Genomic DNA, 19,326 nt, shown 5'->3' on the forward strand with positions numbered 1-19,326 from the left:
GCGGACACCCCCGCGAACCCACCCCGCCCGGCCTCTGACAGTTTCCGTGGGCGTCCAGCCACGGAAAAGAAAAAAGAAAAGCAAAAGCGGGTCGCTTCGCTGCGCTTGCTCTGGTGACGACCAAGGTCGACACCCAACAACAGCAGTCAGCAGTCAGCAGTGCAGTACGCAGTCCCGGCAGATCGCGGGAACCTGTCGAAGGCGGGGTGGATCCGGTTGCGGGGGCGTGAGCCGCATGGATGCGGCGACCGAGCTTACATGGACGTACTTGCAGCGTCCCCCGCAACCGGATCCACCCCGCCATCCCCACGGATAGCCAGCTTTTGACGTTGACGTTGCTTCTGCGGGTGCAGGGCGCAGCCCTGCAAACAAACCCCACCCTCAGTAGCGGGGCCGGCCTTCTTCCAGCACCTGGCGCAGGAACGGCACGGTGATCCGCCGCTTCGCCGCCAGCGACTCGCGGTCCAGCCAGTCCAGCAGCGTGATCAACCCACCCAGCTCGCGCCCGGTGTGCGACAGCAGCCACTCGATGGATGCCTCGTCGATCGCCAGACCGCGTCGCAGCGCGCGTTCGCGCAGCACCGCTGCCCGCCCCTCCTCATCCAGCGGCTGCAGCAGCACGCGCACGCACTGGCCCAGCCGTGAACGCAGGTCCGGCAGCACCAGGCCCAGCGCTTCCGGGGCCTTCTGCGCCGTGTACAGCACGGTCACGCCCGCGGCGCGCGCGCGGTTGTGGAAATCGAACAGCGCGATCTCGTCGTCGCGGTTGCCGGCAACCTCGTCCAGGCCGTCCAGCGCCACCAGCTCGCGCGCTTCCAGCCCGTCCAGCGCCGCACGCACGCGGCCGGCGGCACTGGCCAGCGGCACATAGGTCGGCAGGCGCCCTGCCTGCTCGGCGCTGGAACACATCGCCAGCGCCTGGTGGGTCTTGCCCGTGCCCGCCGCACCTTCCAGGTAGACCCAATCGTGGCTGGCACCCACCGCGATCGCGCGCAGCTGCGCCAGCGCGCCATCCGGCGCGCCGATGAAGGTCTCCAGGCGCTGGTCCCGCGGGTAATGCAGGGCCAACGGCAGTTGCGGCACACCCATCACTTCAGGTCGGGGCCTTTTTCGTTCGGAACGATGATATGGGGCGCATCGACCACGCCGTCAAGCACGATTGCCGGCTTCTCGCCCACGTACAACTCGCTCTGGCGGTAACGCTGGTGCGCGTAGCGCAGCAGCACGTTGGTCACCGCCGCCACCGGCAGCGCCAGCAGCATGCCGAGGAAGCCGAACAGCTGGCCGCCGGCCATCACCGCGAAGATCACCGCCACCGGGTGCAGGCCGATCTTGTCGCCGACGATGCGCGGGGTCAGTACGTAGCTCTCCAGCAGCTGGCCCACGGTGAACACCACGCCGACCAGGATCAGCAGCTTCAGGTCGAAGCCCTGTGCCTGCACCAGCGCGGCGATCACCGCCATCAGCACGCCGGTGGTCGCGCCCAGGTACGGGATGAAACTGATCAGACCGGCAATCAGGCCAATCAGCAGGCCCAGCTTGAGGCCGACCAGCGACAGGCCGCCGGCATAGATCACGCCCAGTGCCAGCATCACCAGGAACTGGCCGCGGATGAACGCACCCAGCACCTCGTTGGACTCACGCGCCAACGCGCTGATGGTGCCAATGTGGTTGCGCGGAATCACCGACGCCACGCGCTCGACCAGCTTGTCCCAATCACGCAGGAAGTAGAACGCCAGGATCGGCAGCAGCAGGATGTTGACCACCCAGGTCACCATCGCGAAGCCGGAGCGCGAGACGTAGCCCATGAACGTGGTGGCGAAGCCGCCGGCCTGCTGCCAGTGGCTGCGCACCCATTCGATCAGGCGGTCCGGGTCCAGCCACTGCATCACTTCCAGGCCGGTCTTCTGCTCGAACCAGGGAATCCCCTTCTCCATCAGCCACGCCTGTGCCTGCGGGGCAACCGCGATCAGGGTGGTGATCTGGCGCTCGATCATCGGTACCAGCACCAGCAGCAGCGCCACGATCACCAGCACCATCGCCGCAAACACCAGCACTACGCCGGTCATGCGCGAGCGGCCGGTGGCCTCAATGCGGTCCACCAGCGGGTCACCCAGCCAGGCCAGCGCCAGCGCCAGCACGAACGGGGTCAGGATCGGCGCCAGCAGCCACACCACCCAGCCGATCAGGCCGGCGAACAGGATGTATTTCAGGCGGCGCAGGAACTGCGCGATTTCCGCTTCCGGGGTCAGAGTCATCGCAGACGGTACTCGTTGCTGACCGGGGCGGCCACCGGGGTACCGGTGGTGTCGTCGATCGGAGCGGGCAGGGCCGGCAGCGGAGCGCTCGGCACCAGCACGCCGTTGTCGCCCAGCATGCGGTTGAAGCCGGCCAGGCCGGTGGTCATCTCCAGGTTCAGCTCCAGCTGGCCAGCCGAGGCATGCAGGGGGGTGACATTGCGCACCACCGGCACCTCGCGCAGGCCGGCGGCCAGACGCAGGTAGTCGTCGGCGCTGTTGATGCCGGTGACCACCACACGGTAGGTCCCGGCCTGACCGACGGCGGCGCCGGCCTTGGCATAGCGTTTGACCAGCGCATCGGCGGCGCCGTCGGCACCGGCCGCCATCGCGCGCATGGCGTTGGCGTCCTTGCTGGTCCACTTGTTCAGTTCACGGCCGTTGTCGACGAACACCCAGTCCGCCTGCCAGCCGCCATTGGCGCGGTACAACTTGCCGATCAGCTGCATCGGCGGCGAGTAGCGCGAGGAGGCACGGGCCACGGCGGCACTGTCCTGGCGCCAGATCGCACCCGCCAGCGCCTGTTCGGCGGCGCCACCACTGGGCAGGCCCAGCTTGTAGCCGCGCTCGATGGCGCGGTTCAGCAACGGCCGGGCGGCGTTGGCCTGCTGCACGCTGACCAGGCGCGGGCCACTGCCATCGTCGACAGCCAGCCACAGCACCGGCTTCGGTCGCGGCTGCGGCCACAGCGGCAGGCCCAGCGCCGACACCAGCGAGTCGACATCATCCTCGCGGAAGCGGGCCACCAGCAGGGTACGGAAGCTGGGGGCGCCACTGGCGCCCACGCTCTGGTCCTGCTTGTAGTCGTAGCTGGCCACGTAGTCCTTGGCGTTGCGCAGCGCCTGCACCACGCCGGGGCGGGACATCACGCTGCGGTCGCCGGACAGCTTGCCCAGTACCACGCTCAGGGCGCGGGCCAGGGCGCCGTTGCGATCGGCCTCGGCTTGGCTGTTGACGGGCACTTCGGCCTCGTACGCGCCACTGGCGGTGGCGACATCACCCTCGGTGCGAAGGCCGCTCTGGGCCATCGTGGCCACCGGCAGGCTCAGCGCAAGGAGCAGGGTCAGAATCAGGCTGCGGCGCATCAGGACATCCATTGGCTCGACGTATCCGGGGGAATTGTTGCCCGAATACGGCCTTTGCGCCAATGCGGCCTGTTAAAATCGCCCGTTCAACCCCTGCCAGCGCCGACGCCCGTGACCAACACCCCGTCTTCCGCCCCCTCCCCCCTCACCTACCGTGACGCGGGGGTCGACATCGACGCCGGCAATGCGCTGGTCGAGCGGATCAAGCCCCTGGTCAAGCGCAGCTTCCGCCCGGAAGTGATGGGCGGTCTGGGTGGCTTCGGTGCCCTGTTCGACCTGTCCAACAAGTACCGCGAGCCGGTGCTGGTGTCGGGTACCGACGGCGTGGGCACCAAGCTGAAGCTGGCCCACCAGCTGAACCGCCACGATACGATCGGCATCGACCTGGTCGCCATGTGCGTGAACGACGTGCTGGTGCAGGGCGCCGAACCGCTGTTCTTCCTGGACTACTTCGCCACCGGCAAGCTGGACATCGACACCGCCGCAGCGGTCGTGGGCGGCATCGCCAACGGCTGCACCGAGGCCGGCTGTGCGCTGATCGGCGGCGAAACCGCTGAAATGCCCGACATGTACGCCCCCGGCGAATACGACCTGGCCGGCTTCACGGTCGCCGCGGTGGAGAAGAGCGAGCTGAAGGACGGCGCCAGCGTGGCCGCCGGCGACGTGCTGATCGGCATCGCCTCCTCCGGCCCGCACTCCAACGGCTACTCGCTGGTGCGCCGCATCTACGACCGCGCCGGTCGCCCGGCCGATCTGGAGCTGGAAGGCGGCGTGAAGCTGGTCGATGCGCTGATGGCACCGACCCGCCTCTATGTGAAGCCGATCCTGTCGCTGCTGAAGTCGCACGGCGAGGCCATCCATGGCATGGCCCACATCACCGGCGGCGGCCTGACCGAGAACATCATCCGCGTAGTGCCCGACGGCCTCGGCCTGGACATCCAGGCGTCGTCATGGACCCTGCCGCCGGTGTTCCAGTGGCTGCAGAAGGAAGGCGCGGTGGCCGACAGCGAGATGTGGCGCACCTTCAACTGCGGCATCGGCTTCGTGCTGATCGTCGCAGCGGACCAGGTGGCTGCCGTTTCCGATGCAGTCAAGGCGCAGGGCCTGGAGCACTGGACCATCGGCCAGGTGGTCACCGCCGAAGGCGCCGAACGCGTCCACATCGGCTGACGCCGGCAACCCAGGAGCCCCGCATGGACGCAACGCCCCCTTTGTCGCCCGCCCCCGTGCCGCCGCCGCTGGCGACGGTACCGCCGTTCAGCGCGCAGGATGCCGACCACCTGCGCATGCTGGCCATCGCACACTACGTGGTCGGTGGCCTGATCGTGCTGTTCTCGCTGATCTTCATCCTGCACATCGTGATCGGCATCGCCGCGTTGACCGGCAGCCTGCCGATGAAGTCCGGCGGCGGGCCCTCCTCGCTGGAGGAACAGCGCCTGATGGGCTGGGTGTTCACCGTTCTCGGCTGCGTCGTCGTGTTCGGTGGCATCACGCTGGGCGCGTTCGTGGCCTATGCCGGCCGCTGCCTGTCCCGCCGCCGTCGCCATCTGCTGTGCCTGATCGCGGCTGGCCTGGCCTGCCTGTTCACGCCGGTCGGCACGGTGCTGGGGGTGTTCAGCCTGATCACCCTGCTGCGCTCGCAGGTCAAGGCCGCCTTCGACCTTCCCGCCGCGACCGCATGACCGCCTCCGGCAATCCGCCGCCGCTGCCGCATCAGACCCTGGCACAGCTGCAGCTGACCAGCCATCTGCAGACACTGAGAGTGCTGTTCTACGCCTTGGCCGGTTTCCACTGGGTCGCCACAGTGGCGTTCCTCGGCCTCAGCGGCTGGGTGGCCCAGTCGCGCGGGTTGGAGGATGCCTGGATGCTGACCACGGTCTATGCGTCCATGGCCGTGCTGGCCGCCGTGCTGGGGTTCGTGCAGCTGCACACCGCGCGCCAGCTGTCACATCGCACCGGGCTGGCCTGGTGCCAGCGCGCGGCGTGGCTGGGCGTGCTGGCTGGACCACTGGGCATGGCGTTGGCCGCCTATGCCTGGGTGTTCCTGTCCAAGCCGGAGATGGCTGCGCTGTTCGACCGCGGTGATCACCTCAGTGCCTGAACCTGGCGGCAGACGCCGCGCCCTATCCTGATCGATTTCCCATGTCCGCGCCTGCCCTCCCGACGTCTGCTTCGCCCACCACCCGCCGCTTCCCGGGCCCGAAGAAGTGGGCTTTCGCCGCCGTACTGGCGGTCTTCGCGATCAGCTGGATCCACCCGCTGTGGCCCACCGAGCAGGCCCTGCACAGCACGCTGACCGTGGTCGGTCTGGCCGCGCTGCTGTGGGTCGACCGCCGCGGCGGCTGGCTGGGCAACGGCGCCTTCATCGCCATCTGCGGCTTCATCGCCCTGCACTGCGTGGCGGCGCGCTGGCTGTATTCCAACGTGCCCTACGACGCCTGGGTGCAGATGCTGACCGGCTGGTCGCCGAATGCGGCCTTCGGCTGGCAGCGCAACCATTTCGACCGCCTCATCCACTTCCTGTTCGGCGTCTGCTTCACTCCCGCACTGCTGCAGCTGGCCCGTCACGCGTGGCCGGCGCTGCGCCTGGGCCAGGCCTTCACCCTGGCAGTGATGACGGTGATGTGTGCCAGCCTGGTCTACGAATGGTTCGAATGGGCCATCGCGCTGGCGCTGTCGCCGGATGCCGCCGAAGCCTACAACGGCCAGCAGGGTGACATGTGGGATGCGCATGCCGACATGCTGATGGCGACCGTCGGCAGCCTGCTGACCTGGCCTCTGATCCGCCGGAGTTCCCTGCAATGACCGCCCCAACCCGCATCGCCGTGCTCGCCTCGGGCCGCGGCAGCAACCTGCAGGCCATCCTCGACGCGATCGGCAGCGGCCGCCTGTCGGCCGCGGTGGTCGGCGTGTTCTCCGACCGCCCCGCCGCAGAGGCCCTGCTGCGTGTCGATGCCGGCCTGCGCTGGGCGCATGCACCGAAGGAATTCAGCGACCGCGCCAGCTACGAGCAGGCGCTCGGCGATGCGCTTGCCGCGGTACAGCCGGACTGGATCGTCTGTGCCGGCTACATGCGCATCCTTGGTCCGGCCTTCGTGCAGCGTTTCGATGGCCGCCTGGTCAACATCCACCCGTCGCTGCTGCCGCTGCACAAGGGCCTGGACACCCACGCGCGGGCGCTGCAGGCCGGTGACGCCGAGCATGGCGCCAGCGTGCACCTGGTGGTCCCCGAACTGGATGCCGGCGCGGTGCTGGCGCAGGCCCGCGTGCCGGTGCGGCCCGGCGATGACGCGCAGGCGCTGGCTGCACGCGTGCTTGCGGTGGAGCATCCGCTGCTGATCGCCACACTGCAGCTGCTGTGCGAGGGCCGCCTGGCTGAACGGGAGGGTCAGCCCTGGCTGGACGGTCACCCCCTGTTTAGCCCCTTGGCCCTAGATTCCGCCGGAAACCTGAACCGGTAACGCTCTTGCACACGCCCCGCTGACTGCGGGGCTGGCATCCTGCCTCCTCCTGCGGTTCCTGTCCTCCATGAAGACCACGACGCTGCTGTCCACTTCACTGCTGTTGTCGCTTGCCGTGCTTCCCGCTGTGGGCTGGGGCCAGGCGCAGCCGCCTGCGGCTTCCCCGCCGCCCACACCCGCTGCGCTGCCACCGAACGAGCCCAGTGTGCCGCTGTTGCCGGCACTGGCCTGGGAGCCACCGCCGCTGCAGCCGTTCACCGCCACCTACCAGGCCTTCTACAAGGGCAAGGAAGCGGGTGATGCCAGCATGCAGGTCACCCACACCGGCGGCAGCCAGTGGCGGGTGGACATGCAGGTGGTCGGCCGCCGCGGCTTTGCCAGCGTGCTCGGCCTGAACATCGAGCAGAGCACGGTGTTCGAGGAGCGCAGTGGCGTCTACGCACCGCTCAGCCAGAGCACGGTGCGCAAGGGCCTGTTCCTGGGCAAGAAGGCCGTGGGCACTTACAACTGGCAGGCCGGCACCGCGCAATGGACCGGCGACGTCAAGAAGGAGCGCGCGCAGCCGATCCCGCTGCGGGCCGGCGACCAGAGCGCGCTGCTGATCAACCTGGCGATCATGCGCGATGCGCGTCCGGGCGCCACCATGCATTACCGCTACGTGGACATGGGCAAGGTCCGCGAACACGACTACCAGGCCGCGCCGCAGACCGAGAACGTCGAGGTCGGCGACCTGTCCTACAACGCGCTGCGGGTCTACCGGACCAACGGTGGCAGAAACGAAACCATTCTCTGGATCGCCAACGGTGTCCCCACCCCGGTGCGCATCCTGCAACGCGAAGACGGCGAAGACCGCGTCGACCTGCGCCTGATCGAATACCAAGGAGTCTGAGCATGAATACCCTGACCCGCCCCCTCACCTGGATCGCAGCCGCTGCCCTGACCGTGGCCAGCCTGCCGGCCATGGCGCTGGAACCGTTCAAGGCGGATTACCTGGCCAGCTACATGGGCATGCAGGCCAACGGCACCATGACCCTGGCCAGCGAAGGCAGCAACAAATGGCGCTACAGCCTGCAGGTGAAGAACCAGCTGGCCGACCTCAGCCAGAGCACGGTGTTCGAGGAAGTGCGTGGCCAGCTGCGCCCGCTCAGCAGCCAGGATCGTTCGGCACTGCTGGTGAAGAAGCGCAACGTGCAGGCCAACTACAACTGGACCAGCAACCAGGCCACCTGGACCGGCGACATCAAGCCGGACCGTGCGGGCCCCATCGCGCTGAAAGCAGGCGACATGGACGCGCTGCTGATCAACCTGGCGATCGCCCGTGACCTGGCCGCCGGCAAGCCGCTGACCTATCGCATGGTGGACGAAGGCCGGATCAAGAACATGACCTACCGCGTGATCGGCAAGGAATCGATCACCGTGGCCGGCAAGAGTTACGAGGCGACCAAGGTCTCGCGCGCCGATGGCAACAAGGAGCTGATCGCCTGGATCGTGCCGGACTTCCCGGTGCCGGCGCGCATGCTGCAGCGTGAGAGCGGCCGCGATGCGCTGGACCTGACCATCAAGGCGATGAACTGAGTGCCGGGGTCGGATCCCATCCCCTCGGGGATGGGCTCTGACCCCGGTTGTGTGGCTGGGGTCGGAGCCCTTTCCGATGGAAAGGGCTCCGACCCCGGGCCCCGCGAAAAGAAAACGCCCGCTTTCGCGGGCGTTTTTCTTACTTCTTTTCCTCGGCCGCCGCCGGCTTGAACTCGGTGCGGCAGTCCACGCGGATCTGCTCGCCGGTGCTGCGCCAGACAAAGGTGCGGCAATGACGGTTGCCGTCCTGGCTGTCGTTCACCGCGACCGCATAGAACGACTCGATGATCTCGTCACGCGTGACCGTGCCGTCGCCGTTCCAGTCCATGTCCTTCTGCTCGATGCCCTGGGTGATGGCGATGTTGGCGTACCAGGCATAGCCCAGCCACGCCAGCACGATCAGCACCAGGGCCAGCAGCGCCTTGCGACGCGGGCTGAACTTGCCGCGCAGGATCATGGCACGCGCCGGATGGTGGCGCCGAGCGAAGACAGCTTCTCTTCGATGTTCTCGTAGCCGCGATCAAGGTGGTAGATGCGGTCGATGGTGGTATCGCCGCTGGCCATCAGGCCGGCCAGGATCAGCGAGGCCGACGCACGCAGGTCGGTCGCCATCACCGGTGCGCCGCTCAGGTGCTCGCTGCCACGCACGATGGCGGTGTGGCCTTCAACCTGGATGTCCGCGCCCAGGCGCAGCAGTTCGTTGACGTGCATGAAACGGTTCTCGAAGATCGTTTCGTTGATCACGCCCACGCCATCGGCCACGCAGTTGAGCGCCATGAACTGCGCCTGCATGTCGGTCGGGAATGCCGGGTACGGCGCGGTGGTCAGGTTGACCGCCTTCGGCCGCCTGCCCTGCATGTCCAGGGTGATGGTGTCGTCGGTGGTCTCGATCTTCGCACCAGCCTCGACCAGCTTGGACAGCACCGCGTCCATGGTGTTCGGGCGCGCACGGTTGACGGTGACCTTGCCACCGGTCATCGCTGCGGCCACCAGGAAGGTGCCGGTCTCGATGCGGTCGGGCAGCACTTCGTGGCGGCCACCGGACAGGCGCTCGACGCCCTCGATCACCAGGCGGGCGGTGCCCAGGCCTTCGATCTTCGCGCCCAGCGCGATCAGGCAGTGCGCCAGGTCGGTCACTTCCGGTTCCATCGCGCAGTTGTCGAGGATGGTGGTGCCTTCAGCCAGCACCGCGCCCATCAGCACGTTCTCGGTGCCGGTGACGCTGACCATGTCGAAGGTGAAGTGGCCACCCTTCAGGCGCTTGGCGCTGGCCTTGATGAAGCCGTTCTCGACCACGATCTCGGCGCCCAGCGCCTGCAGGCCCTTGATGTGCTGGTCGACCGGTCGCGAGCCGATCGCGCAGCCGCCCGGCAGCGACACTTCGGCGGCGCCGAAGCGGGCCAGCAGCGGGCCCAGCACCAGGATCGAGGCGCGCATGGTCTTGACCAGCTCATACGGTGCGACGTGCTGGTTGACCGGACGCGGGTCGACCACGATCGCGCTGCCGCGCGACAGCGTGCCCTGGTCGATGGTGACCTTGGCGCCCAGCTCGCCGAGCAGCTTCACCGTGGTGACCACGTCGTGCAGGTGCGGCACGTTGGTGATCTCCACCGGCGCATCGGCCAGCAGGGTCGCGCAGAGAATGGGGAGGACGGCGTTCTTGGCGCCGGAGATGCTCACTTCACCGTGCAGCGCAGCGCCGCCGGTCACAACGATCTTGGCCATGTATTCGGGATCTTCTGCGGTTCAGCCGGCTTCGGCCGGGGTCACGGTTTTCAGCGCCAGCGCGTGGATCGCGCCGCCCATCAGGTCGCCCAGGGTGGCATACACCATGCGGTGGCGGGCCAGCGGCATCTTGCCGGCGAAGGCCTCGCAGACCACGGTCGCTTCGAAATGCACGCCATCGTCGCCCTGCACGTCGGCGCGGGCGCCAGGCAGGCCGGTTTCGATCAGATTGCGGATGGTGTCGGCGTCCAACGGGCTTTCCTAATAAAATGTGGGTCCATTCTACTTCCGCTGCGTGGCGTCCGCATGGCCGAATCCCTGTTGCCCCCCCGTTCCGTCGACCCTGCCGGCCTGGTTGCCAGTGGCCGCCGCGTGTTCGAGATCGAGCGGCAGGCCCTGGATGCCGTGGCCGACCGCCTCGGCGAGGCCTTCCAGCAGGCCTGCCAGGCGATCCTGGCCAGCCGCGGGCGGGTGGTCGCCACCGGCATGGGCAAGTCCGGGCATATCGCCCGCAAGATCGCCGCCACCCTGGCCTCTACCGGTACGCCGGCGTTCTACGTGCACCCCGGTGAAGCCGGCCACGGCGACCTGGGCATGATCACCGAGGACGACGTCGTGCTGGCCCTGTCCTACTCGGGCGAATCGGACGAGGTGCTGATGCTGCTGCCGGTGCTCAAGCGCCAGGGCAACCTGCTGATCTCCATGACCGGCCGCCCGCAGTCCAGCCTGGCCACCGCCGCCGACATCCATCTGGACGTGAGCGTGCCGGCCGAGGCCTGCCCGCTGGCGCTGGCACCCACTTCCAGCACCACCGCCTCGCTGGCGATGGGCGATGCACTGGCCGTGGCCCTGCTCGATGCACGTGGCTTCACCGCCGATGACTTCGCCCGCTCGCACCCGGCCGGCAGCCTCGGCCGTCGCCTGCTGCTGCACATCACCGACGTCATGCACACCGGCGACGACCTGCCCAGCGTGGGCGCCGACGCCAGCCTCAGCGAGGCGCTGGTGGAAATGAGCCGCAAGCGGCTGGGCATGACCGCCGTGGTCGACGCCGGCGGCGTGCTGATCGGGCTGTTCACCGACGGCGACCTGCGCCGTGCACTGGACAGCGCGCTGGACGTGCGCACGGCGAAGATCGCCGACGTGATGACCCGCAACCCGCGCACCATCGGCGCCGACCAGCTGGCGGTCGAGGCCGCCCGCCTGATGGAGACCCACAAGATCACCGGCCTGATCGTGGTTGATGGCCAGGGCCGCGCGGTTGGCGCGCTGAACATTCATGACCTGTTGCGGGCCCGGGTGGTTTAACCGACAGTCCGTAGACCCCATTCAGTCTGTAACGCCGCACCTGCCCATAACGAGCCTGCCGCCCTGATGCCCTGGTCCCCCCTGCCCGCCTTCCCCGCCCACCTGCATGCCGCTGCGGCCCAGATCCGCCTGGCCTGCTTCGACGTGGACGGCACCCTCACCGACGGTCGGCTGTACTACGACAAGGACGGCAACGAGAGCAAGGCGTACTTCGTGCAGGATGGCCTGGGCCTGAAACTGCTGCAGCAGCACGGTATCCACCCCGTGCTGATCACCGCGCGCAACAGCCAGTCCGCGCTCAAGCGCGGCGCCGACCTCGGCATCGACACCCAGATCGCCGTGGGCGACAAGCTGGCCAGCGTGCAGGCGCTGTGTGCGCAGCACGGGATCGGCCTGGAACAGGTGGCGTTCATGGGCGATGACCTGCCCGATCTGGCGCCGCTGGGTGCGGTCGGCCTTGCGGTGGCCCCGGCCAATGCCCATCCGTGGATCGCCGAACGCGTGCATTGGCAGACCCGCGCCGAGGGTGGCCGTGGCGCCGCGCGCGAGCTGTGCGACATCCTGCTGGCCGCCCAGGGCCGCGCGGATGCGGTGCTGGCGAGGTTTGGCGCATGAACCTGCCCACCTTGAACTGGCGCACCGTGCTCGGCATCAGCCTGCTGCTGGCCGCCCTGCTGAGCAGCTGGGCGGCGCTGCGCAACCGCGACAAGGGGCCAGCCACGGGGGGCCAGGAAATCGGCGTGGATTACATCCTGCATGACTTCCAGATCGTTGCCCTGGATGAGCACGGCAAGGAATCGACCACCCTGCGCGCACCGCGGCTGGAACGCCAGCGCGGCGACCAGACCATCAACATCGCCACCCCGCTGTTCGAGATGCCGGACAAGGATGGCAAGCACTGGACGCTGCGTGCCGAGACCGGCTGGCTCAGCGCCAAGGGCGACGAGATGAAGCTGCGCGGCAAGGTTGCCGGCGACAGCCCGGCCGGCCCGGGCGTGGTGCCGACCACCTTCCGCACCGACCACCTGGACGTGTTCCCGAAGGAGAACCGTGCCCGTACCGACGCCCTGGTGACCATGACCCGCCCGGGCATGGAACAGTCCGGCGTCGGCTTCGAAGTGGATTCGAAGAACAACACGTATCATTTCCTCAGCCAGTCCAAGGGCCGCTACACGCCCAGACGCTGATTCCGCCGCCAGCCCGCGACGTCTCCGGACAGGCGCAGGGCCGGCAGCCCCACCCTCCGCCCCCGGCCCGCCCGGCAGGCCCCCACCGGTAGAACGGACCCCGATGAAGATTCCCTTTGCCGCCGTACTCGCGCTCGGTCTTCTTGTCCCCAGCGCCGCCTTCGCCAAGTCCACCGACCGCAACGAAGACATGCACATCGATTCCGGCGCCCAGTCCGGCATGCTCACCGGCGACGGCAAGACCGTGCTGTCGCAGGGCGTGATCATCACCCAGGGCACGCTGGACCTGCGTTCGTCCGAGGCCGAGATCTACCTCAAGGACGGCGAGGCCGTGCGCGTGGTGTTCACCGGCAAGCAGGCCAAGATGAAGCAGCAGCTTGATGACGGCACCTGGATGGATGCGCTGGCTGATCGCATCGACTACGACATCAAGACCGAGATCATCACCCTGACCGGCAACTACAAGGTCACCAGCGCGCGCGGCACCAATGCCGGCCAGCGCATGGTCTACAACACCCGCACCGGCGAGATGAACTCCGGTGGTGACGGCAGCCGCGTGCGTACCGTCATCCCGCCGAAGAACAAGACCCCGGCCGCGCCTGCGGCACAGCCCAAGGCCACCACGCCGGCACAGCCGGCCGGGAGCAGGAAGTAATGCTCGTCGCCAAGGGCCTGCGCAAAAAGTACAAGCAGCGCGAAGTGGTCAAGGACTTCGGGCTGACCCTCGATGCGGGTGAAGTGGTCGGCCTGCTCGGCCCCAACGGTGCCGGCAAGACCACCTGTTTCTACATGATCGTCGGTCTGGTGGCCGCCGATGCCGGCAGCATCGTACTCGACGGCAAGGACATCACCGGCGACCCGATGTACACCCGCGCCAAGCAGGGGGTGGGCTACCTGCCGCAGGAACCGTCGGTGTTCCGCAAGCTTACCGTGGCCGACAACATCCGCCTGGTGCTGGAACTGCGCGAGGACCTGGACTCGGCCGGCCGCGAGCGCGAATTGAACGGCCTGCTCGACGAACTGCAGCTGGGCCATGTCGCCGACCAGCTCGGCGCCAGCCTGTCCGGTGGCGAACGCCGCCGCTGCGAGATCGCCCGCGCACTGGCCGCACAACCGCGCCTGATCCTGCTCGACGAACCGTTCGCCGGTGTCGACCCGATTTCGGTCGGCGAGATCCAGCGCATCGTCACCCACCTCAAGCAGCGTGGCATCGGCGTGCTGATCACCGACCACAACGTGCGCGAGACCTTGGGTATCTGCGACCGCGCGTATATCCTCGCCGAGGGCAGCGTGCTGGCCCAGGGTTCGCCGGAGGCGATCCTGGACAACGCCGATGTACGCCGCGTCTACCTCGGGGATTCCTTCAAGCTGTGAAGCAGTCGCCGGGTCCCTTTCCTTCCTTTCGGCACAGGCATGAAGACTCGGCTGCAGACATCGTTGGGACAGCAACTGGTGCTCACGCCCCAGTTGCAGCAGGCGATCAAGCTGCTGCAGATGTCGGCCACCGAACTGGAGCTGGAGATCGCGCAGGCAGTGGAAAGCAACCCACTGCTGGACTGGGCCGACAGCAACGACAGCAGCGCCGCCAATGAAGGCAGCGATGGCAACGACAACGAAGCGCCTGCAGAGCGCAGCGATGAGGGCGACGACTGGGCGCCGACCGAACTGGACTGGACGACGACCGGCAGCGGTGGCAGCTTCGATGATGACGACGACAACGGCAGCGCCGCCGAGCGCGTAGCCGAAACCGAAACACTGGCCGACCATCTGCTGTGGCAGCTGCATCTCTCGCATCTGTCCTCGCGTGATCGCAGCATCGGTGCCGCGCTGATCGATGCACTGGACGACGATGGTTACCTGCGCGAGCCGCTGGCCACCATCGCTGAAACCCTGTTGCCGGCGATCCACGCCGACGAGGACGAGATCCTCGCCGTGCTGCACCGCATCCAGCGCTTCGATCCGGTGGGTGTGGCTGCACGCACGCTGGGCGAATGCCTGCTGCTGCAGCTGGATGTGCTGGCCGGCGACACGCCCGGCCTGCTCCTGGCGCGACAGATTGCCGCAGGACCCCTGGAACGTTTGCCTCGCAGCGGCGTCACCGGGCTCGCCCATGAGTTGAAGCTGCCTCTGGACGAGGTCGAGACTGCCGTGGCGCTGCTGCGTTCGCTGGACCCGCGCCCGGGCACGCAGATCGCGCCGCTGTCGCAGGACACCTATGTGGTGCCGGATGTGGTGGTGTGGCGGCAGAACGGCGTATGGCGCGCAGCGCTGGCCGCGCATGCCGGGCCGAAGGTGGTGATCCACCGCGGCTACGAACAGCTGATCCGACGTTGTGGCGACGCCGATGCCGGCTACCTGCGTGCCCAGCTGCAGGAAGCGCGCTGGCTGCTGAAAGGGCTGCAGCAGCGTGGTGACACCCTGCTGCGCGTCGTGCGCAGCCTGATCCTGCAGCAGGCCGGCTTCCTCGAATTCGGCGAGCAGGCGCTGCGTCCACTGACCCTGCGCGAGATCGCCGCCGAGCTCGGCCTGCACGAATCCACGGTCTCGCGCGCGATCGCCCGCAAGCACGTGCGTACCCCGCGAGGCACCCTGCCGCTGCGCGCCTTCTTCGCCTCGGGCATCGATACCGAGAGTGGTGGCGAGGCGTCCAGCACCGCCATCCAGGCGATGATCCGGCGCCTGATCGACGACGAGAACCCGCGCAAGCCGCTTTCTGACGCCAAGCTGGCTGACCTGCTCAAATCGTCGGGAATTCCAGTAGCGCGACGCACCGTGGCGAAGTATCGTGAAGCCATGAACATTTCCGCCTCGCACGAAAGGGTCAGAATCGCTTGACGCGCCGCCGCGCCCGGCGGAGAGGTTCATTGGCACATCCGAACACAGGAGAAACCCGATGCGCATCGAAACGTTTGGCAAAGATGTCGAAGTCACCCCGGCCCTGCAGTCCTATGTTGAGGAGAAGCTGGCCCGGATCGGAAAGCACTTCGACCAGCACTGCGAAGCGCGGGTGACCCTCAAGCTGCAGAAGACCGAACACCACGTCGACGCCAGCCTCAACATTCCCGGCCAGACCCTGCACGCCGAGGCCAATGCCCAGACCATGTATGCCGCGATCGACCTGCTTGCGGACAAGCTTGACCGTCTGGTGATCAAGCACAAGGAGAAAAAACAGCAGCACGCACCGCTGCCGGTGGGCGACAATGGTGGCTGATCGCCACCGTTCCCCGCAGACATGCCCCTGACTGACCTCCTGGCGGCCGTGCAGACCCAGCTCTGCACGGCCACCGACCGTGACAGCGTCCTGCAGGCCGCCGCCGGGTTGCTGGCCTGCCGCCAGGCCAACGCCGAACAGATCTATCTGAACCTGTGCCAGCGCGAAGCGCTGGGCAGCACCGCCATCGGCCACGGCATCGCCATTCCCCACGGCCGCGCGCCAACCCTGGACCGCCCCCGCGGCGCCCTGCTGCGGTTGGCCACCCCGGTCGATTTCGGTGGCGAGGAGCCGGTGGACCTGGTGTTCGCGATGGCCGTCCCCGCCCACTACACCCACCAGCACCTGATGCTGCTGTCCGAGCTGGCCGAGCTGTTCTCGGCGCCGGACATCCGCCAGGCCCTGCGCGAAGCGGGCGATGCCCGGGCGCTGCGCGAGGCGCTGGACATGACCCCACCTGCGAGTGCCGCATGAATACCAGCATCACCGCCCGTGAACTGTTCGAACAGCAGCGCGAGCGGCTGGGGCTGCGCTGGGCTGCCGGCAAGTCCGGCGAGAAGCGCGAGCTGGAGGCCGGCAACACGGTCTCGCGGCGTCCGTCGCTGGCCGGCTATCTCAATGCGATCTACCCCAACAAGGTGCAGATCCTGGGCACCGAGGAACTGTCCTGGCTGGATGCGCTGGAACCGCGCCAGCGTTGGGAGACCATCGAAAAGATCATGCAGTCGCACCCGCTGGCGCTGGTGCTGACCCGCAACCAGGCCTGCCCGGAAGACCTGCGCGCTGCCGCGGACGAATCCGGCACGCCGCTGTGGCTGTCGCCCAAGCGCGGCCACGAACTGCTCAACCACCTGTCCTACCACCTGGCGCGTACGCTGGCGCCGCGGGTAATCCTGCACGGCGTGTTCATGGAGATCTACTCCATCGGCGTGCTGATCACCGGCGAAGCGGGATCCGGCAAGAGCGAACTGGCGCTGGAACTGCTCAGCCGTGGCCATCGCCTGGTGGCCGACGATGCCCCCGAATTCACCCAGATCGCACCCGATGTACTCGATGGCACCTGCCCGGAGCTGCTGCAGGACCTGCTGGAAGTGCGCGGCCTGGGCGTGTTGAACGTGCGCGAGATGTTCGGCGACACGGCTGTAAAGAAGAACAAGTACCTTCGGCTGATCGTCCACCTGACCAAGCCGATGACCGAACCCACCCCGCATGGCTACGAGCGCCTGACCGGCGATTCGGGCACCCGCCATGTGCTGGACCTGGACGTACCGCTGATCACCCTGCCGGTGATGCCCGGCCGCAACCTGGCCGTGCTGACCGAGGCGGCCACCCGCCTGCACATCCTGCGCACCAAGGGCATCGACCCGGCAGCCATGTTCATCGCCCGCCACAGCAACCTGCTGGAACGGCGAACACCCTGATTTCCCTGCCCTTCGAAGAGCCTGTCCATGAGCACCGTCACCCCCTCCGCCCCGACCCTGATCATCGTCAGCGGCCTGTCCGGCTCGGGTAAATCCGTCGCCCTGAAGACCTTCGAGGACCAGGATTACTACTGCTCGGACAACCTGCCGATCAATCTGCTGCCCGACTTCGTGCGCAGCCTGCTGGCCAACCACGACGGCAGCGCACCACGGCGTCTGGCCGTAGGCATCGACGTTCGCGGCCAGGCCGACCTGAGCCAGCTGGGCGACTGGCGGCAGCTGGCGGCCGACGCCGGCGTGGACGTGAAGGTGCTGTTCTTCGAAGCCAGCGACGAGACGCTGCTCAAGCGCTACGCCGACACCCGCCGCCGCCATCCGCTGAGCCAGCTGGGCCTGTCGCTGCCTGAAGCCATCGCCCGCGAACGCGAGTTGACCGCACCGCTGCGCCGCGAGGCCGATGCGGTGATCGACACCAGCAGCCTCAACGTGCATCAGCTGCGGCGGCGGATCATCACCGAGTTCACGATGGACCATGCCACCGGCCTGTCGCTGCTGTTTGAATCGTTCGCCTACAAGCGCGGCGTGCCGGCCGAGGCGGACTTCGTGTTCGATGCGCGGGTGCTGCCCAATCCGCACTGGGACCCGGACCTGCGCGCGCTCAGCGGTCGCGAACCGGGTGTACGCGACTACCTGGAAGCGCAGCCGGACGTGCAGCGCTACCTGGCCCAGCTGATGGACTTCCTCGATACCTGGCTGCCGAAGCTGGGTGATGGCACCCGCAGCTATGTGACCGTGGCGTTCGGCTGCACCGGCGGCAAGCACCGGTCGGTGTTCCTGGCCGAGCGCCTGGCCCGGCATGCCCGCGAGATGGGCTGGGAAGACGTGGCGACGTACCACCGCGAACAGGATTGAGGGGGGGGCGGCCGGGCTGCGCCCGGCACCCGCCGGTAGTGCCGGCCGCTGGCCGGCAACAGCAACAGCAGAAGCGGCATTCCGTGGGATGGCGGGGCGGTGTGGGTCTGCAGGACACGCCGTGAACCCCGCTCCGCGGTCCGGCCCAGCCGCTGGCGGCTGGGCGTTCGGGCGCTTGCGAAGCAGTGCTTCGCAAGCAAAGCGCCCTCCCCCCTGGGGGCTCGATGGCGCCATCCATGGCGCCAACGGTCCTGCAGACCCACACCGCCCCACCTCTGACAGATTTCTGCTGCGGGTGGGTGTCGACCCTGGTCGACACGATGGATCCACGCCTGCGTGGATGAATCGCTGTCAGGCATCGAAAAACGGATGGGGTCGGATCTCTTTCTCAACGGAAAAGGCCTCCCCTGGGAGCAACGCTGAATACGGGACACAGTGCCCCTCTCCTGCTGCTATCGCCAATTCACCTTGACCTGTTAACGTGCAGTAATGACCTGTGGCATTCTCCTCGTAACACATCCTGGGGTCGGGACCGCCCTGCTTGACGTGGCGACCCGGCTCCTGCGGCAGTTGCCGCTGAAAACCGAAGCTTTCGAAGTACCGTTCGACGCAGACCTGGACGCCCTGCTCCCGCTCGCCTCGGCCGCCCTGCGGCGGGTTGACGGGGGTGATGGTGTGCTGATCCTGACCGACCTGTACGGCGCCAGCCCTGCCAACCTTGCCGGGCAGCTGGCCCGGCTGGGGACCCCGGTTCGCCGGGTGTCGGCGCTGAGCCTGCCGATGTTGCTGCGGGTGATGAATTATCCGGAACAGGGACTGGATCAACTGCCCGCCACAGCCGCGGCGGGTACCCGTAATGGAGCGATAGTCGACGATGCTTGAACGAGAACTCACCGTGAGCAACCGCCTGGGCCTGCATGCCCGGGCCACCGCCAAGCTGGTGCAGACCCTGGCGCCGTTCCGCTGCAACGTGACCATGGCCGCCAAAGGCCGTGAGATCAACGCCAAGAGCATCATGGGCGTGATGCTGCTGGCCGCCGGCCAGGGCACCCCGGTCACCGTGCGGATCAACGGCGAGGACGAAGCCGCCGCGATGGAGGCGGTGGTCGGCCTGTTCGAACGCCGTTTCGACGAGGACAGCTGA

General features: G+C 67.7%; 25 protein-coding genes. 19 read left to right on the top strand and 6 right to left on the bottom strand.

What is annotated here, in order from left to right:
* Window positions 1–381: 381 nt before the first annotated feature.
* From hda to AC5P5X_RS07905, 3 genes are read right to left on the bottom strand one after another with little or no spacing between them, the layout of a single operon-like run.
* The gene (gene hda / locus AC5P5X_RS07895; RefSeq protein ID WP_005408408.1) at window positions 382–1,089 is read right to left on the bottom strand and encodes a DnaA regulatory inactivator Hda; all 708 of its coding nucleotides are present in this window, start codon (window positions 1,087–1,089) and stop codon (window positions 382–384) included.
* Complete coding sequence (locus AC5P5X_RS07900; RefSeq protein ID WP_005408407.1) at window positions 1,089–2,258, bottom strand: AI-2E family transporter; 1,170 nt, start codon at window positions 2,256–2,258, stop codon at window positions 1,089–1,091. The genes hda and AC5P5X_RS07900 overlap by 1 nt, the downstream gene beginning before the upstream one ends.
* Complete coding sequence (locus AC5P5X_RS07905) at window positions 2,255–3,394, bottom strand: DUF2066 domain-containing protein (RefSeq protein ID WP_049403272.1); 1,140 nt, start codon at window positions 3,392–3,394, stop codon at window positions 2,255–2,257. Before AC5P5X_RS07905 ends, AC5P5X_RS07900 begins: the two co-directional genes overlap by 4 nt.
* 99 nt (window positions 3,395–3,493) lie before the next feature.
* Here AC5P5X_RS07905 and purM point away from each other — a divergent pair, with 99 nt between their 5' ends.
* The 7 genes from purM to AC5P5X_RS07940 all read left to right on the top strand — a co-directional run bounded on the left by purM (window position 3,494) and on the right by AC5P5X_RS07940 (window position 8,418).
* On the top strand, window positions 3,494–4,552 hold the full coding sequence (gene purM, locus AC5P5X_RS07910) for a phosphoribosylformylglycinamidine cyclo-ligase (protein WP_005412508.1): 1,059 nt from the start codon (window positions 3,494–3,496) through the stop codon (window positions 4,550–4,552).
* Window positions 4,553–4,575: 23 nt separating this feature from the next.
* On the top strand, window positions 4,576–5,064 hold the full coding sequence (locus AC5P5X_RS07915; protein WP_111189459.1) for a hypothetical protein: 489 nt from the start codon (window positions 4,576–4,578) through the stop codon (window positions 5,062–5,064).
* On the top strand, window positions 5,061–5,483 hold the full coding sequence (locus tag AC5P5X_RS07920; RefSeq protein ID WP_049397534.1) for a hypothetical protein: 423 nt from the start codon (window positions 5,061–5,063) through the stop codon (window positions 5,481–5,483). Before AC5P5X_RS07915 ends, AC5P5X_RS07920 begins: the two co-directional genes overlap by 4 nt.
* Before the next feature lie 41 nt (window positions 5,484–5,524).
* Window positions 5,525–6,187: a DUF2238 domain-containing protein gene (locus AC5P5X_RS07925; RefSeq protein WP_111189460.1), complete on the top strand. Its 663-nt coding sequence runs from the start codon at window positions 5,525–5,527 to the stop codon at window positions 6,185–6,187.
* The gene (gene purN, locus AC5P5X_RS07930; protein WP_012479348.1) at window positions 6,184–6,843 is read left to right on the top strand and encodes a phosphoribosylglycinamide formyltransferase; all 660 of its coding nucleotides are present in this window, start codon (window positions 6,184–6,186) and stop codon (window positions 6,841–6,843) included. The genes AC5P5X_RS07925 and purN overlap by 4 nt, the downstream gene beginning before the upstream one ends.
* A 67-nt stretch (window positions 6,844–6,910) precedes the next feature.
* The gene (locus tag AC5P5X_RS07935; RefSeq protein WP_005412504.1) at window positions 6,911–7,732 is read left to right on the top strand and encodes a DUF3108 domain-containing protein; all 822 of its coding nucleotides are present in this window, start codon (window positions 6,911–6,913) and stop codon (window positions 7,730–7,732) included.
* Window positions 7,733–7,734: 2 nt separating this feature from the next.
* Window positions 7,735–8,418: a DUF3108 domain-containing protein gene (locus tag AC5P5X_RS07940; protein WP_005408399.1), complete on the top strand. Its 684-nt coding sequence runs from the start codon at window positions 7,735–7,737 to the stop codon at window positions 8,416–8,418.
* Between the two features lie 139 nt (window positions 8,419–8,557).
* Here the strand turns inward: AC5P5X_RS07940 and AC5P5X_RS07945 are convergent, their stop codons facing one another.
* From AC5P5X_RS07945 to AC5P5X_RS07955, 3 genes are read right to left on the bottom strand one after another with little or no spacing between them, the layout of a single operon-like run.
* A complete protein-coding gene (locus tag AC5P5X_RS07945; protein WP_005408398.1) occupies window positions 8,558–8,875 on the bottom strand; it encodes a hypothetical protein in 318 nt (105 codons plus the stop codon).
* The gene (gene murA / locus AC5P5X_RS07950; protein ID WP_088428723.1) at window positions 8,872–10,143 is read right to left on the bottom strand and encodes a UDP-N-acetylglucosamine 1-carboxyvinyltransferase; all 1,272 of its coding nucleotides are present in this window, start codon (window positions 10,141–10,143) and stop codon (window positions 8,872–8,874) included. The genes AC5P5X_RS07945 and murA overlap by 4 nt, the downstream gene beginning before the upstream one ends.
* 21 nt (window positions 10,144–10,164) lie before the next feature.
* Window positions 10,165–10,395: a BolA family protein gene (locus AC5P5X_RS07955; protein WP_005408396.1), complete on the bottom strand. Its 231-nt coding sequence runs from the start codon at window positions 10,393–10,395 to the stop codon at window positions 10,165–10,167.
* A 54-nt stretch (window positions 10,396–10,449) separates the two neighbouring features.
* Here AC5P5X_RS07955 and AC5P5X_RS07960 point away from each other — a divergent pair, with 54 nt between their 5' ends.
* The 12 genes from AC5P5X_RS07960 (at window position 10,450) to AC5P5X_RS08015 (ending at window position 19,326) form a co-directional block, all read left to right on the top strand.
* Window positions 10,450–11,451 (top strand): KpsF/GutQ family sugar-phosphate isomerase, encoded by a 1,002-nt coding sequence (locus tag AC5P5X_RS07960; protein ID WP_099527775.1) that lies wholly within the window; start codon window positions 10,450–10,452, stop codon window positions 11,449–11,451.
* A gap of 66 nt (window positions 11,452–11,517) precedes the next feature.
* The gene (locus tag AC5P5X_RS07965; protein WP_005408394.1) at window positions 11,518–12,066 is read left to right on the top strand and encodes a KdsC family phosphatase; all 549 of its coding nucleotides are present in this window, start codon (window positions 11,518–11,520) and stop codon (window positions 12,064–12,066) included.
* A complete protein-coding gene (gene lptC / locus AC5P5X_RS07970) occupies window positions 12,063–12,638 on the top strand; it encodes an LPS export ABC transporter periplasmic protein LptC (RefSeq protein ID WP_012479345.1) in 576 nt (191 codons plus the stop codon). Before AC5P5X_RS07965 ends, lptC begins: the two co-directional genes overlap by 4 nt.
* Window positions 12,639–12,741: 103 nt before the next feature.
* Window positions 12,742–13,293 (top strand): lipopolysaccharide transport periplasmic protein LptA, encoded by a 552-nt coding sequence (lptA, locus tag AC5P5X_RS07975; RefSeq protein ID WP_005408392.1) that lies wholly within the window; start codon window positions 12,742–12,744, stop codon window positions 13,291–13,293.
* Window positions 13,293–14,012 (top strand): LPS export ABC transporter ATP-binding protein, encoded by a 720-nt coding sequence (gene lptB, locus AC5P5X_RS07980; protein WP_005408391.1) that lies wholly within the window; start codon window positions 13,293–13,295, stop codon window positions 14,010–14,012. Before lptA ends, lptB begins: the two co-directional genes overlap by 1 nt.
* A gap of 39 nt (window positions 14,013–14,051) precedes the next feature.
* The gene (locus tag AC5P5X_RS07985; RefSeq protein ID WP_038645608.1) at window positions 14,052–15,473 is read left to right on the top strand and encodes an RNA polymerase factor sigma-54; all 1,422 of its coding nucleotides are present in this window, start codon (window positions 14,052–14,054) and stop codon (window positions 15,471–15,473) included.
* Window positions 15,474–15,531: 58 nt separating this feature from the next.
* A complete protein-coding gene (hpf, locus tag AC5P5X_RS07990; RefSeq protein WP_004147311.1) occupies window positions 15,532–15,849 on the top strand; it encodes a ribosome hibernation-promoting factor, HPF/YfiA family in 318 nt (105 codons plus the stop codon).
* A 21-nt stretch (window positions 15,850–15,870) separates the two neighbouring features.
* Complete coding sequence (locus tag AC5P5X_RS07995; RefSeq protein ID WP_005408389.1) at window positions 15,871–16,323, top strand: PTS sugar transporter subunit IIA; 453 nt, start codon at window positions 15,871–15,873, stop codon at window positions 16,321–16,323.
* Entirely contained in the window at window positions 16,320–17,270 is a 951-nt protein-coding gene (hprK, locus tag AC5P5X_RS08000) for an HPr(Ser) kinase/phosphatase (RefSeq protein WP_005408388.1), read from the top strand. The genes AC5P5X_RS07995 and hprK overlap by 4 nt, the downstream gene beginning before the upstream one ends.
* 27 nt (window positions 17,271–17,297) lie before the next feature.
* Complete coding sequence (rapZ, locus tag AC5P5X_RS08005; RefSeq protein ID WP_012479342.1) at window positions 17,298–18,182, top strand: RNase adapter RapZ; 885 nt, start codon at window positions 17,298–17,300, stop codon at window positions 18,180–18,182.
* A 489-nt stretch (window positions 18,183–18,671) separates the two neighbouring features.
* On the top strand, window positions 18,672–19,064 hold the full coding sequence (locus AC5P5X_RS08010) for a PTS sugar transporter subunit IIA (RefSeq protein ID WP_005408386.1): 393 nt from the start codon (window positions 18,672–18,674) through the stop codon (window positions 19,062–19,064).
* A complete protein-coding gene (locus AC5P5X_RS08015) occupies window positions 19,057–19,326 on the top strand; it encodes an HPr family phosphocarrier protein (protein WP_005408385.1) in 270 nt (89 codons plus the stop codon). The genes AC5P5X_RS08010 and AC5P5X_RS08015 overlap by 8 nt, the downstream gene beginning before the upstream one ends.

It is taken from the genome of Stenotrophomonas sp. YJH_SMC_91 (assembly GCF_059368495.1).

What these genes read in the sequence shown, in the direction of transcription:
- hda (WP_005408408.1), bottom strand. Translation starts at nt 1,089, where the DNA reads ATGGGTGTGCCGCAACTGCCGTTGGCCCTGCATTACCCGCGGGACCAG.
- AC5P5X_RS07900 (WP_005408407.1), bottom strand. Translation starts at nt 2,258, where the DNA reads ATGACTCTGACCCCGGAAGCGGAAATCGCGCAGTTCCTGCGCCGCCTG.
- AC5P5X_RS07905 (WP_049403272.1), bottom strand. Translation starts at nt 3,394, where the DNA reads ATGGATGTCCTGATGCGCCGCAGCCTGATTCTGACCCTGCTCCTTGCG.
- AC5P5X_RS07915 (WP_111189459.1), top strand. Translation starts at nt 4,576, where the DNA reads ATGGACGCAACGCCCCCTTTGTCGCCCGCCCCCGTGCCGCCGCCGCTG.
- AC5P5X_RS07920 (WP_049397534.1), top strand. Translation starts at nt 5,061, where the DNA reads ATGACCGCCTCCGGCAATCCGCCGCCGCTGCCGCATCAGACCCTGGCA.
- AC5P5X_RS07925 (WP_111189460.1), top strand. Translation starts at nt 5,525, where the DNA reads ATGTCCGCGCCTGCCCTCCCGACGTCTGCTTCGCCCACCACCCGCCGC.
- purN (WP_012479348.1), top strand. Translation starts at nt 6,184, where the DNA reads ATGACCGCCCCAACCCGCATCGCCGTGCTCGCCTCGGGCCGCGGCAGC.
- AC5P5X_RS07935 (WP_005412504.1), top strand. Translation starts at nt 6,911, where the DNA reads ATGAAGACCACGACGCTGCTGTCCACTTCACTGCTGTTGTCGCTTGCC.
- AC5P5X_RS07940 (WP_005408399.1), top strand. Translation starts at nt 7,735, where the DNA reads ATGAATACCCTGACCCGCCCCCTCACCTGGATCGCAGCCGCTGCCCTG.
- AC5P5X_RS07945 (WP_005408398.1), bottom strand. Translation starts at nt 8,875, where the DNA reads ATGATCCTGCGCGGCAAGTTCAGCCCGCGTCGCAAGGCGCTGCTGGCC.
- murA (WP_088428723.1), bottom strand. Translation starts at nt 10,143, where the DNA reads ATGGCCAAGATCGTTGTGACCGGCGGCGCTGCGCTGCACGGTGAAGTG.
- AC5P5X_RS07960 (WP_099527775.1), top strand. Translation starts at nt 10,450, where the DNA reads ATGGCCGAATCCCTGTTGCCCCCCCGTTCCGTCGACCCTGCCGGCCTG.
- AC5P5X_RS07965 (WP_005408394.1), top strand. Translation starts at nt 11,518, where the DNA reads ATGCCCTGGTCCCCCCTGCCCGCCTTCCCCGCCCACCTGCATGCCGCT.
- lptC (WP_012479345.1), top strand. Translation starts at nt 12,063, where the DNA reads ATGAACCTGCCCACCTTGAACTGGCGCACCGTGCTCGGCATCAGCCTG.
- lptA (WP_005408392.1), top strand. Translation starts at nt 12,742, where the DNA reads ATGAAGATTCCCTTTGCCGCCGTACTCGCGCTCGGTCTTCTTGTCCCC.
- lptB (WP_005408391.1), top strand. Translation starts at nt 13,293, where the DNA reads ATGCTCGTCGCCAAGGGCCTGCGCAAAAAGTACAAGCAGCGCGAAGTG.
- AC5P5X_RS07985 (WP_038645608.1), top strand. Translation starts at nt 14,052, where the DNA reads ATGAAGACTCGGCTGCAGACATCGTTGGGACAGCAACTGGTGCTCACG.
- hpf (WP_004147311.1), top strand. Translation starts at nt 15,532, where the DNA reads ATGCGCATCGAAACGTTTGGCAAAGATGTCGAAGTCACCCCGGCCCTG.
- AC5P5X_RS07995 (WP_005408389.1), top strand. Translation starts at nt 15,871, where the DNA reads ATGCCCCTGACTGACCTCCTGGCGGCCGTGCAGACCCAGCTCTGCACG.
- hprK (WP_005408388.1), top strand. Translation starts at nt 16,320, where the DNA reads ATGAATACCAGCATCACCGCCCGTGAACTGTTCGAACAGCAGCGCGAG.
- rapZ (WP_012479342.1), top strand. Translation starts at nt 17,298, where the DNA reads ATGAGCACCGTCACCCCCTCCGCCCCGACCCTGATCATCGTCAGCGGC.
- AC5P5X_RS08010 (WP_005408386.1), top strand. Translation starts at nt 18,672, where the DNA reads ATGACCTGTGGCATTCTCCTCGTAACACATCCTGGGGTCGGGACCGCC.
- AC5P5X_RS08015 (WP_005408385.1), top strand. Translation starts at nt 19,057, where the DNA reads ATGCTTGAACGAGAACTCACCGTGAGCAACCGCCTGGGCCTGCATGCC.